Annotated in this window: 12 protein-coding genes; 3 read left to right on the forward strand and 9 right to left on the reverse strand. The window is 63.0% G+C overall.

Translation table 11 applies throughout. The features are described from left to right. Positions 1-170 precede the first annotated feature (170 nt). Complete coding sequence (locus tag N181_RS15395) at positions 171-1,013, forward strand: DUF6030 family protein (RefSeq protein ID WP_037398051.1); 843 nt, start codon at positions 171-173, stop codon at positions 1,011-1,013. A gap of 12 nt (positions 1,014-1,025) precedes the next feature. Here the strand turns inward: N181_RS15395 and N181_RS15400 are convergent, their stop codons facing one another. Beyond that, the gene (locus N181_RS15400) at positions 1,026-1,457 is read right to left on the reverse strand and encodes an Lrp/AsnC family transcriptional regulator (protein ID WP_014330031.1); all 432 of its coding nucleotides are present in this window, start codon (positions 1,455-1,457) and stop codon (positions 1,026-1,028) included. A gap of 127 nt (positions 1,458-1,584) precedes the next feature. Here N181_RS15400 and N181_RS15405 point away from each other — a divergent pair, with 127 nt between their 5' ends. Further along, positions 1,585-2,688, forward strand: a complete 1,104-nt coding sequence (locus N181_RS15405) for a saccharopine dehydrogenase family protein (RefSeq protein ID WP_037398055.1) — start codon at positions 1,585-1,587, stop codon at positions 2,686-2,688. Between the two features lie 448 nt (positions 2,689-3,136). Here the strand turns inward: N181_RS15405 and N181_RS15410 are convergent, their stop codons facing one another. The 8 genes from N181_RS15410 to N181_RS15445 all read right to left on the reverse strand — a co-directional run bounded on the left by N181_RS15410 (position 3,137) and on the right by N181_RS15445 (position 11,288). Continuing rightward, positions 3,137-3,541 carry a F0F1 ATP synthase subunit epsilon gene (locus tag N181_RS15410; RefSeq protein ID WP_037436629.1) on the reverse strand — a complete coding sequence of 135 codons (405 nt, stop codon included), beginning with the start codon at positions 3,539-3,541 and terminating at the stop codon, positions 3,137-3,139. Then, positions 3,541-3,777 (reverse strand): hypothetical protein, encoded by a 237-nt coding sequence (locus tag N181_RS15415; protein WP_014330034.1) that lies wholly within the window; start codon positions 3,775-3,777, stop codon positions 3,541-3,543. Before N181_RS15415 ends, N181_RS15410 begins: the two co-directional genes overlap by 1 nt. After that, positions 3,777-5,294: a F0F1 ATP synthase subunit beta gene (gene atpD / locus N181_RS15420; RefSeq protein WP_014330035.1), complete on the reverse strand. Its 1,518-nt coding sequence runs from the start codon at positions 5,292-5,294 to the stop codon at positions 3,777-3,779. The genes N181_RS15415 and atpD overlap by 1 nt, the downstream gene beginning before the upstream one ends. Positions 5,295-5,318: 24 nt before the next feature. Next, positions 5,319-6,200 carry a F0F1 ATP synthase subunit gamma gene (locus N181_RS15425; RefSeq protein WP_014330036.1) on the reverse strand — a complete coding sequence of 294 codons (882 nt, stop codon included), beginning with the start codon at positions 6,198-6,200 and terminating at the stop codon, positions 5,319-5,321. 27 nt (positions 6,201-6,227) lie between these two features. Beyond that, complete coding sequence (gene atpA / locus N181_RS15430) at positions 6,228-7,757, reverse strand: F0F1 ATP synthase subunit alpha (protein ID WP_014330037.1); 1,530 nt, start codon at positions 7,755-7,757, stop codon at positions 6,228-6,230. Beyond that, positions 7,757-8,323 (reverse strand): F0F1 ATP synthase subunit delta, encoded by a 567-nt coding sequence (locus N181_RS15435; RefSeq protein ID WP_014330038.1) that lies wholly within the window; start codon positions 8,321-8,323, stop codon positions 7,757-7,759. The genes atpA and N181_RS15435 overlap by 1 nt, the downstream gene beginning before the upstream one ends. A 251-nt stretch (positions 8,324-8,574) precedes the next feature. Continuing rightward, positions 8,575-8,961: an AGROH133_08824 family phage infection protein gene (locus N181_RS15440; protein WP_014330039.1), complete on the reverse strand. Its 387-nt coding sequence runs from the start codon at positions 8,959-8,961 to the stop codon at positions 8,575-8,577. 122 nt (positions 8,962-9,083) lie between these two features. Then, positions 9,084-11,288, reverse strand: a complete 2,205-nt coding sequence (locus N181_RS15445; protein WP_060563538.1) for a primosomal protein N' — start codon at positions 11,286-11,288, stop codon at positions 9,084-9,086. 174 nt (positions 11,289-11,462) lie between these two features. On the opposite strand from N181_RS15445, the gene fsa reads away from it, so the two are divergent. Beyond that, positions 11,463-12,116: a fructose-6-phosphate aldolase gene (gene fsa / locus N181_RS15450; protein ID WP_012709604.1), complete on the forward strand. Its 654-nt coding sequence runs from the start codon at positions 11,463-11,465 to the stop codon at positions 12,114-12,116. Positions 12,117-12,311 lie beyond the last annotated feature (195 nt).

Below are 12,311 nucleotides of genomic sequence, written 5' to 3' on the forward strand. Positions count from 1 at the left end.
ACCCCCTCCCCCTTGTGGGGAGGGATTCTTCCGTGATCCTAACTGCGCCCCTTCCGTGCACGATGCCTCTTGGACGCCGGTGGCATGATCCCGTATTGTGCGCCATCTTTATCAGGTGCGGGACGGTGGCGGCGAGCGCCGTACACGGTCCCGAGGCGGAGCAACGGGGCATGGAGAAGAAGCAGAACGGCCGTTCGGGCGCCGCTTTCTTCCTGACCGCCGTGGCGCTGATCTTCACCGCCATCCTGGCGACCGTGCTGCTTGCCAACGAACAGCGCAATCTGAAACAGTTGGCGGCGGCGATGGGGTTGCAAGATCTGCTTCCTCAAGCCGCGCCGGTGCCGGCGCCCGAGCCCGTCCGCTCGCGTCCCAAGAAGCCGGAGCCGCCGAAGGCGCTGCTGCCGGCCAGGACATTCGAGAACCTGCAGACGCCCGAGCAACAATTCATCCGCGAGATCCGCAGCGACCCGCGCGCTTTGTGCGAGGGCCTGCGGGGGGCCGGCTTCCGCGAGCTCGAATGGAAATCGGCCGAGAGCGGCCGCTGGGAATGTTCCTCGCTCGTTCCTTTTGCCCGCCCGGGCGTCGAGAAGGGCTCGTCGATTTTCATCTTGGTCAAAGGCAGCGACGCGGATGAAATCACCTCGTTCCGCGTCAAGCTCAACATCGAGCATGCCGAAGACACCCAGGCTGTCACGAGTGCCGCGGCGACGGCCGCCTCGGTCTTTCTGAACGAGGTTCACTGGGCCGACAGCGAGAGCGTCACGCTGAAGATACAGGCGCTCGGCGAATTCGATCTCAAGCGTTTCGGCAGCCGCATCCAGTTCAAACGGGAATCGGGCGACACGCCCCGCTACAATTTCCTTGCCAATCAGGCGGCGCGCACCAGACCGAAAAGCATTGCCGAGTTCTATTTCGACCGTGAGAAATGGCTTGCACCCGGGGATGGCTCGATCGATTCCGTCGTTCGTGGCCCAAGTGCGTGGAACAGGTCACCTGCAGCCGAATTGCGCTGAAGGCCCACCGCGTCAGCGGTCGATGCGCGTCGACAGGATGATCGATGACAGCGTCTTTTCGACGCCCGAGATCTCGCCGATGCGATCGATCAGCAGATCCAATTCGCTGATCGATGCCGCCGCGACGATGGCGATCAGATCGAAGCTGCCGCTGACGGAGTGCAACGTGCGGATCTCACGGATCGCGGTCAGTTCGGGCGTGACGCGGCTCAGCGCCCGCGGCGCGATGGTGATCAGCACATGCGCCTGCACCAGCCCCTTTTCGTAGCTCTCGGCAAGCCGCACGCCATAGCCGGCGATCACCCCCTCGCGCTCGAGTCGCTCGATGCGCGCCTGCACGGTGGTGCGCGAGACGCCGAGCCGCCGCGCGATCGTCGCCGTCGGCAGGCGGGCGTTCTCGCTGAGGATGGCAAGAAGTTCACGATCCTTGTCGGTGACTTGCATATCGTCGACCTTCATTGGCGAAATGCCGATTATTAGACTGCGATTTATCCATATCGGCGCTTCAAATCAACATGCCTTCGCAGGAAAATAGCTGCTGAAGAGGCTCATACCCCCGGGGATAAGAAGTATGAAAGACATCGTTGTCATCGGCGCCGGCAAGATCGGCTCGACAATCGCCCGCATGCTGGCCCATACCGGCGACTATCGCGTCTGCATCGCAGACCGCAGTGCCGAGCAATTGCAGCAGGTCGAAACCCATGAGGCGATTTCGACGGCTGCCATCGACATCGCCGACAAGGAGGCCCTCGTCGGACTGCTGACCGGCAAGTTCGCGGTCCTCAGCGCCGCACCGTTCCACCTGACGGTTGCGATTGCCGAAGCCGCCGCCGAGGCGGAGATCCACTATCTCGACCTGACGGAAGACGTCGAATCGACCCGCCAGGTCAAGGACATTGCGGCACATGCGAAGACCGCCTTCATCCCGCAATGCGGCCTCGCACCCGGCTTCATCTCGATCGTCGCCAATGATCTGACCAGGCATTTCGATACGCTCGAAAGCGTTCGCATGCGGGTCGGCGCGCTGCCGCAGTACCCGTCGAATGCCCTCAACTACAATCTCACCTGGAGCACCGACGGCGTCATCAACGAGTATATCGAGCCTTGCGAGGCGATCGTCGAAGGCTCGCTGATCGAGGTTCCGGCGATGGAGGAACGCGAGGAATTCTCGCTCGACGGCGTCACCTACGAAGCCTTCAACACGTCCGGCGGCCTCGGCACGCTTTGCGAAACGCTGAAGGGCAAGGTCCGCACGCTGAACTACAAGACGATCCGCTATCCCGGTCACGCCGCGATCTTCAAGGCGCTCCTGAACGACCTCGGCCTGCGTCATCGCCGCGAGGTCCTGAAGGACATTCTCGAAAACGCCCTGCCAACCACGACCCAGGACGTGGTGGTGATTTTCGTCACCGTTTCCGGCTTCCGCCAGGGCCGGCTCATCCAGGAAACCTATGCCAACAAGGTCTATAGCGGCGTCGTTGCGGGACGCATGCAGAGCGGCATCCAGATCACCACGGCCGGCAGCATCTGCGCCGTCCTCGACCTGCTCGCCGAAGGCAAGATCCCGACCACGGGCTTCGTCCGACAGGAAGACATAGCGCTGGAGACCTTCCTCGCCAACCGCTTCGGTCACTACTACGCCCAGAAGCACGACGCGGAACGGGCGGCGGGCTGAGCTTTACGCCCGCTCGGCGTGCTTCAGTAGATTTGGAAAATGCCCGGACGCCGTTCGGGCATTTATTGCTCCGGCGTCCTTCTCGAAGTGGAACTCATCCGTCCTGCCGGCTACCTTCTCCCACCAAGCGGGCGGAGGAGACCCATGGCCGCCGTTCAAGTCCCCTCGCCCCGCATGCGGGGAGAGGGTTAGGGTAAGGGGCAAAACTGCTTACGTCCGGACGATCGCGGTCCATCTGCTCGACCAGCCTCTCGGACATCCTACAGCGCCGCGCGTCCAATCGGACGCGCTAAGGTCGCTGTAGCACTTTGAAATGCTGCATGATTTTATCCTTAAATCGATCCCGATTTAAGGAATCATGCAGTGGCGGAATGCAGCAAACACAAAAAACCCCGCGCGAAGCGGGGTCTGATGGTTGTTAGTCGTTTCCCTTATCGGGATGTCCCTTTCAGGCCGGGATGACGATCTCCCCAAGCCGCGTCAGTTCGGCGATGAACTGCTCGATGCGGGTCTTCTTCTCGTCAATCGCGCCTTCCAGCTCGGCACGAGCCTCATCGATGCGATTCTCAAGCACGGTCCGATCGAGTTCGTCGACATGAACCGCCGATTCGGCGAGCAGCGTGCAGCCGGTCGGCAGGATGTCGGCAAAGCCGCCGAAGACGGCGAAACGCTCGGACTTGCCATCGGCCGTCTTGACCGTGACCACACCCGGCTTGATGGTCGTCATGGTCGGGGCGTGGTTGGCCATAACGGTCATCTCGCCCTCGGTTGCCGGGATGACGACTTCGGTCACCTGGGCGGAAAGCAGCAGGCGCTCCGGGGAAACAAGCTCGAAATTGAAACTGTCGGCCATTAGTGACTTACCTTTTCAGCGATGGCTTCAGGGTCCTGCAACTTGGTTCCGCAAAACGGGCAGTGCATGACCGCATGATCCATATAACCGAGCCCTTCCTCGGTTTGGACTATCCCTACGACCATCATCAGCACACCGTCTTCCGAAATGTAGACAGTTGGCTCTGCTGGTTCGGGAAGTTCTGCCGCGACCTCCCTCAGGGTGTCGCAGCAGAACTGATTTAGAGCATCGCTCATCAAGCGGCTTCGGCAGCCAGCTTCTTGGCCTTCTCGATGGCTTCCTCGATGGAGCCGACCATGTAGAAGGCGGCTTCCGGCAGGTGGTCGTACTCGCCGTTGACGAGGCCCTTGAAGCCCTTGATCGTGTCTTCGAGAGCGACCAGCTTGCCCGGCGAACCGGTGAAGACTTCCGCGACGAAGAACGGCTGCGACAGGAAGCGCTCGATCTTGCGGGCGCGGGCAACAGCCAGCTTGTCCTCTTCGGAAAGCTCGTCCATGCCGAGGATGGCGATGATGTCCTGGAGCGCCTTGTAGCGCTGCAGGGTCGACTGCACCTTGCGCGACACTTCGTAGTGCTCTTCGCCGACGATCATCGGGTCGAGCATGCGCGACGTCGAGTCGAGCGGGTCCACGGCCGGGTAGATGCCCTTTTCGGCGATCGAGCGCGACAGAACGGTCGTTGCATCAAGGTGGGCGAACGAGGTTGCCGGCGCCGGGTCGGTCAAGTCGTCGGCCGGAACGTAGATCGCCTGAACCGAGGTAATCGAGCCCTTGGTGGTGGTGGTGATGCGTTCCTGCATCTGGCCCATGTCGGTCGCGAGCGTCGGCTGATAGCCCACGGCTGAAGGAATACGGCCGAGCAGAGCCGACACTTCCGAACCCGCCTGGGTGAAGCGGAAGATGTTGTCGACGAAGAAGAGAACGTCCTGACCTTCGTCACGGAACTGTTCGGCAACCGTCAGGCCGGTCAGAGCAACGCGAGCACGCGCGCCCGGCGGTTCGTTCATCTGGCCGTAGACGAGAGCGGCCTTGGAGCCTTCGCCGCCGCCGTGCTTGTTCACGCCCGATTCGATCATTTCGTGATAAAGGTCGTTGCCTTCGCGGGTACGTTCACCCACACCGGCGAAGACCGAATAACCACCGTGCGCCTTGGCGACGTTGTTGATCAGTTCCATGATCAGAACGGTCTTGCCGACGCCCGCGCCACCGAAGAGACCGATCTTGCCGCCCTTTGCGTAAGGCGCAAGCAGGTCGACGACCTTGATGCCGGTGACGAGGATCTGCGCTTCCGTCGACTGTTCGACGTAGGAGGGAGCGTCCTGGTGGATCGCACGGCGGGCCGAGGTCTTGAGCGGGCCGGCTTCGTCAACCGGCTCGCCGATGACGTTCATGATGCGGCCGAGCGTTTCCTTGCCGACCGGAACCGAGATCGGGCTGCCCGTGTCGGTCACCGACTGGCCGCGAACCAGACCTTCGGTCGAGTCCATGGCGATCGTACGGACGGAATTTTCGCCGAGATGCTGTGCGACTTCGAGAACCAGGCGGTTGCCCTTGTTGTCGGTCTCCAGCGCGTTCAGGATCTGCGGGAGCTGGCCTTCTTCGAATGCGACGTCGACAACGGCGCCGATAACCTGCGTCACGCGGCCGACAGCACCCGTAGCCGTAACAGCGGCTGTCTTGGCGGTAGCTGCCTTCTTCGGAGCAGCGGGCTTCTTCGCCGCTGCGGTTTCTTTGGGGGTAGCTGCCTTAGCCATAATTCTTACCCTCTTCTCGTAACCTTAGAGCGCTTCCGCGCCAGAGATGATTTCAATGAGTTCCTTGGTGATCTGCGCCTGCCGCTGACGGTTGTAGTTGAGCGTCAGCTTGTTGATCATGTCACCGGCATTGCGCGTCGCATTGTCCATGGCACTCATCTTGGCGCCCATTTCGCCGGCGACATTCTCGAGCAGGGCCCGGAAGATCTGGACGGAGATGTTGCGCGGAATAAGATCTGTGAGGATGGCCGCAGCGTCCGGTTCGTATTCGTAGATCGCCGACGCGCTGTCGGCCTCGGCAGCAACCGCGCCGGCCGATGCAGGGATAAGCTGCTGGGCGGTCGGAATCTGCGAAATGACGGACTTGAACTCGGAATAGAACAAGGTGCAGACGTCGAACTCGCCCTTTTCGAAGAGTTCGATAACCTTGTGACCGACCCGGTCGGCGTTCTCGAAGCCGATCTTCTTGACCTCGCGCAGATCGACGCGATCGATGATCAACGACGCGAATTCCCGCCGCAGGATATCGAAGCCCTTCTTGCCGACGCAGATGATCTTGACCGTCTTGCCCTGGGCGAGCAACTTGCGCACGTGATCGCGGGCAAAGCGGGCGATCTGCGAGTTGAAGCCGCCGCAGAGGCCGCGCTCGGCCGTGCAGACGATCAGCAGATGGGTGTTGTCCCTGCCGGTGCCCGTCATCAGCTGTGGCACGCTGTCGTCCGCGCCAACCGCCTGGGCGATATTGGCGAGAACGGCAGCCATGCGCTGCGAATAGGGCCGGGCGGCCTCGGCCGCCTCCTGCGCACGCCGAAGCTTCGCCGCGGCGACCATCTTCATCGCCTTGGTGATCTTCTGCGTCGCCTTGACGGAGGCGATCCGGTTCTTCAGATCCTTAAGTGAAGGCATCCGTTGTCCGTCCTAACTGAAATCCGCTCAGGCGAAAGACTTGGCGAAGCTGTCGATTGCGGCCTTGAGCTTGCCTTTGATGTCGTCCGAGATCGCCTTTTCCTTGCGGATGGCTTCCAGCAGTTCCTTGCCTTCCGAACGCAGATAGGAAAGCAGGCCCTGCTCGAACTTGCCGACCTGGTTGACGGGCAGCTTGTCGAGGTAGCCGTTGACGCCGGCGAAGATCACCGCAACCTGCTCTTCCGTCTTCAGCGGCGAGAACTGCGGCTGCTTCAGGAGTTCGGTCAGGCGGGCACCGCGGTTGAGCAAGCGCTGCGTCGCGGCGTCGAGATCCGAGCCGAACTGAGCGAAGGCCGCCATCTCGCGATACTGCGCGAGTTCGCCCTTGATCGAGCCGGCAACCTGCTTCATCGCCTTGATCTGTGCGGCGGAACCGACGCGCGAAACCGACAGACCGACGTTAACGGCCGGACGGATACCCTGGTAGAACAGGTCGGTTTCAAGGAAGATCTGGCCGTCGGTGATCGAGATCACGTTGGTCGGAATGAACGCGGACACGTCGTTGCCCTGCGTTTCGATGACCGGCAGAGCCGTCAACGAGCCGGCGCCATTGTCGTCGTTGAGCTTTGCAGCGCGCTCCAGCAGGCGCGAATGCAGGTAGAAGACGTCGCCCGGATAGGCTTCGCGGCCCGGCGGGCGGCGCAGCAGCAGCGACATCTGTCGGTAAGCGACGGCCTGCTTCGAAAGGTCGTCATAGCCGATCAGGGCATGCTTGCCGTTGTCGCGGAAATATTCGCCCATCGTGCAGCCAGCGAACGGAGCGAGGTACTGCATCGGCGCCGGATCGGAAGCGGTCGCGGCGACGATGATCGAGTACTGCAGCGCACCGCGCTCTTCGAGCACCTTCACGAACTGCGCAACCGTCGAGCGCTTCTGGCCGATGGCGACGTAGACGCAATAGAGCTTGTCACCTTCCGGACCATTGTCGTGAATGGCCTTCTGGTTGAGGATCGTATCGAGAATGATCGCGGTCTTGCCGGTCTGGCGGTCGCCGATGACGAGCTCGCGCTGGCCGCGGCCGACCGGAATGAGAGCGTCAATGGCCTTGAGGCCGGTCGACATCGGCTCATGCACCGACTTGCGCGGAATGATGCCGGGCGCCTTGACGTCGACGCGGGCGCGCTGCTTGGCGTTGATCGGGCCCTTGCCGTCGATCGGGTTGCCGAGCGCGTCGACGACGCGGCCGAGCAATTCCGGACCGACCGGAACGTCCACGATGGCGCCGGTCCGCTTGACCGTGTCGCCTTCCTTGATGTCGCGGTCGGAGCCGAAGATAACCACACCGACATTGTCGGCTTCGAGGTTCAGCGCCATGCCGCGAATTCCGCCCGGGAATTCGACCATCTCGCCTGCCTGGACATTGTCGAGGCCGTAGACACGGGCGATACCGTCACCGACGGAGAGCACCTGGCCGACTTCGGAGACTTCTGCTTCCTGGCCGAAATTTTTAATCTGATCTTTAAGAATTGCGGAAATTTCCGCGGCGCGGATATCCATCAGCCGACCTCTTTCAGTGCAAGCTTAAGGGTAGAGAGTTTGGTGCGAAGGGAGGTGTCAATCTGGCGGGACCCGACCTTGACGATCAGACCTCCAAGAATAGACGGGTCGACGGTGACGTTGACCGCCACGTCTTTGCCGGTGACGCCTTTCAGCGTCGCCTTCAATTCGGTTTCCTGCGCCGCTGTCAGCGCATGGGCCGACGTGACGTCGGCAGTGATTTCGCCGCGGTGGCGTGCGGCGATCAGGCGGAACGCCTTGATGCTGCCTGGCAGCGCGAAGAGGCGGCGATTGCGCGCCACGACCTTGAGGAAGTTGCCGACGAGCCCGGAGAAGCCGAACTTCTCGACGAGCGCCGAAATGGCCTTGAACTGGTCGGCGGCGGAAAAGACCGGGCTCACGACCAGACGCTTCAGGTCGTCGCTGCCGTCGATCAGCGCCTGGACGCGATCGAGATCGGCACCGACCGCCTCGACCGAACCAGCCTCCAGGGCGAGTTCGAAAAGCGAGGACGCATATCTTTCTGCAACACCGGAAATAAGCTGGGATGTGTCGGCCACGGGCACAAGCTTCTCTCAAAATCATCCAAGAGCGTCAGCAGCGGCGAACCGTTGGTCTAACTACTTGAATTTGCTGCAATAATTCGCAGGATATCGAGGCCCTTCCGACCCACTTCCCCCGCAATTCGCGGTTCGTCTAGCATAGGATGTTTGGACTCGCAACACGCCAACGGCAGGAATGCGGCATAACACCGCCCCGCTCGACGGAATTTTGCCGTAAATTGGCGGAGCCGGGATTTGTCCCTGTTCCGGCTCCGTCAGATGAACCCGAAAACATAGGCGAGCGGCAGGATCGCAAGCGCCGACTGGACGACAAGCGCAGCCCAGTTGAAGAGCGTCGCGCCGTTGTCGCTCATCATCGACAAGATGCGGCCGAATGCCGCGAGCGCAAAGGCGGCGCCGACGGCGAGATAGACCATCGGCTGCGCGAGCAGGATGGCCCCGAGGCCGAGGCCCACATGCATGCCGCCCATGGTGGAGCGCGCCTCGGCCAGCCCGCCGCGACGCCCTTCGGCGATGCCGATCCCGGCGGCGCGGAAGATAAGGCGCGGCGCAAAAAGCATGACGAGACCAATCAGCATCGCTGCGCCCGCCGCGCAAAAAGCCAGGAACTCCCCGGTTTCCGTCGGAATATAGAACTCCATGCCCTTCCCCGCGGCGATCTCGTTGCAAGTGCCGCGAAGCGATTCTCCGCCGGCGTGCCGTTTGGTCTAGCGCATGTCGGCGATGATGTGAATCGGCAGCATCGCAAGTCTGCGCCGTCCGATCACAGAAAACTCTGCGGATCGACGTCGAGCTGCACGGTGACCGAACCGCGCTCCTTTGGCCCGGCGGCAATCATCGCCTTCAGAAAAGACTGCATGTCGCTGTTGCGCCGCCCGTGTACCAGCAGCCGGAAACGGTGTCGGCCGCGGATCAGCGCCAGCGGCGCCTCCGCCGGCCCCAGGACGGAAATGCCATCGACCCGCGGCGCGGCGTTGCGCAGGCCCCGCGCATGCCCCTCGGCATCGCCGCGCGTATCGGCCGAGACGATGATCGAGGCAAGCCGGCCGAAGGGCGGCAGCGCCGCCCTCTCCCGCTCGTGGATCTCGCGGTCGTAGAAGGCGTCCGAATCGCCCGACACGATCGCCTGCATCACCGGGTGCTGCGGCTGATAGGTCTGCAGGAGGCCGAGGCTCTTCAGGCCCGTTCGCCCGGCGCGCCCCGTCACCTGCGACAGCAGTTGAAATGTCCGCTCGGCGGCGCGCGGATCGCCGTTGGCAAGGCCGAGGTCGGCATCGACGATGCCGACCAGCGTCATCATCGGAAAATTGTGGCCCTTGGCGACGAGCTGCGTGCCGATGACGATGTCCGCCTCGCCGCGGGTGATCGCCTCGAGCTCCAGCCTCAGCCGCTTGACGCCCATCAGGTCGGAGGAAAGCACGATGGTGCGGGCTTCGGGAAAGTGCCGCTCGACCTCCTCGGCGATCCGTTCGACCCCCGGGCCGCAGGCGACCAGGTGATCGAGCGTGCCGCATTCCGGGCAGGCTTCCGGGGTGCGCTCCGAATAGCCGCAATGGTGGCACTGGATCTGGCCGCGAAAGCGGTGCTCGACGAGCCAGCTCGAGCAGTCCGGGCACTGGAAGCGGTGACCGCAGACGCGGCAGAGCGTCAGCGGCGCATAGCCGCGCCGGTTCAGGAACAAGAGCGCCTGCTCGCCGCGGCCGATCGCCTTGCCGACCTGGTTCAGGAGCACCGGCGAGAGGAATCCGCCACGCTCCGGCGGATGGCGACGCATGTCGACGACGCCGAGATGCGGCAGCGCCGCATCGCCGAAGCGGGTCGGCAGGTGGATCGGCCGGTAACGGCCGACCTCGCCGTTGACCCGGCTCTCGACGGAAGGCGTTGCGGAGACGAGCACGACCGGAAAGTGGCTGATCCGGCCGCGCACCACCGCCATGTCGCGGGCGTTGTAGAAGACCCGGTCCTCCTGCTTGTAGGCAGGGTCGTGCTCCTCGTCGACGATGATCAGGCCGAGTTCCTCGAAGGGCAGGAAAAGCGACGAGCGGGCGCCGGCGACGACGCGCACCTGGCCGGTCGTCACCTGCCGCCACACTTTCTCCCGCATGCGCGGCGCGAGGTCGGAATGCCATTCCGCCGGCTTGGCGCCGAAACGGTCCAGGAAGCGCTCCAGGAAACTGGCCGTCAGCGCGATCTCCGGCAACAGGATCAGCACCTGCTTGCCGGCTCTCAGCGTCGCGGCGACCGCCTCGAAATAGACCTCGGTCTTGCCGGAGCCGGTGACGCCGTCGATCAGCGAGACGGAGAACTGTCTTTCTTCGACAGCCGCAAGCAGATCGGCGGCGGCCTCCTTCTGCGGACCCTCGAGGCGCGGCGCGGCGAAATCCGGATCGGGCACGGCGACCACCGGCGGCGGCGGCATGAACACCGTCTCGAACACGCCTTGCGCGGCAAGTCCGTCGATCACCCCGGACGAGACGCCGGCGGCATGGGCAAGGCCGGAGCGCGTCCAGGAGAAGCCGTCACTCGCCGTCGCAAGGACCCGCTCGCGTGCGGCGGTCATCCGTTCCGGCCGCCGCTCGGTCAGCCGCAAGGCTTCGACCATCGGCTCGGGATCGAAGGCGGTCGGCGCGCGGAGCGCCATGCGGGCCACCAGGCCGGGGGGCGTAATCGTATAGGACGCCACCCAATCGAGAAAGGCGCGCATGTCGCGGGTGAGCGGCGGGCAGTCGAAGACCTTCTCGATCTCCTTCAGCTTCTTCGGATCGACCGTACCGTCATCGAGGCCGTCCCAGACGACGCCGACGACGAGCCGCGGCCCGAGCGGCACCTGCACGATCGAGCCCGGCTCGACCGCCATGCCGTCCGGCACCGCATAGGAATAGGGCCTCAGTGCCGGCATCGGCACCAAAACGGGCACCACGCGGCGGTCGAAGAGAGCGCCGAATAAATCGGTTGAATCAAGAGTCATTTTGCCGTGACCTTGCCACCGCTTTCAGTTAAAGAAAACTGCACAGCGAACCGCTGCCTTGCAGGAGCAAGGGTTTGTCACGGTTCCACCCGAGTTTCAACGCGCGCGATTCCGCCTTGGACTTTCCATTGAGGGATATGCGCCTGAACGGCTGAGTGCCAGAGGAAGACTCCCATGAAATTTTTCGTTGATACCGCCGATGTGAAGGAAATCCGGGAACTGAACGATCTCGGCCTGCTCGACGGCGTCACCACCAACCCGTCGCTGATCCTGAAGTCGGGCCGCGACATCGTCGAAGTCACCAAGGAAATCTGCTCGATCGTCGAGGGCCCGGTTTCGGCCGAAGTGACGGCGACCGAATATAGCGAGATGATGAAGGAAGCGGCCGCGCTTTCGAGGATCGCCGACAATATCTGCATCAAGCTGCCGCTGACCCTTGACGGCTTGAAGGCCTGCAAGGCGCTGACCTCGGATGGCCACCACACGAACGTCACCCTCTGCTTCTCCGCCAACCAGGCGCTGCTTGCCGCCAAGGCCGGCGCGACCTTCGTCTCGCCCTTCATCGGCCGCCTCGACGACATCGCCTTCGACGGCATGGACCTGATCCGCGAGATCCGCCAGATCTTCGACAATTACGGCTACGAGACGGAAATCCTTGCCGCCTCGATCCGCACCGTCAACCACGTCAAGGAAGCGGCCCTGATCGGCGCCGACGTCGTCACCGCGCCGCCGGCGACGCTGAAGGCGCTCGTCAAGCACCCGCTGACCGACAAGGGCCTGGAAATGTTCCTCGCCGACTGGGCGAAGACCGGGCAGAAGATCGGCTGATCTTTCGGACGCGATACAGCAAAATACGAGGGCCTCGCAGCAATGCGGGGCCTTTGTCGTTTCAAGGTTCTTCTGTGACTTTGGAATGCGTTCGGCACCAAAAGCGGCGCAGCGCGAACTGCCCCTCACCCTAGCCCTCTCCCCGCACGCGCAGGGCTGTCCGGGGAACGGCCTGGGTGAATCGAAATGTCGCAG

It is taken from the genome of Sinorhizobium fredii USDA 205, assembly GCF_001461695.1.
In the GTDB taxonomy this organism is placed as follows: domain Bacteria; phylum Pseudomonadota; class Alphaproteobacteria; order Rhizobiales; family Rhizobiaceae; genus Sinorhizobium; species Sinorhizobium fredii.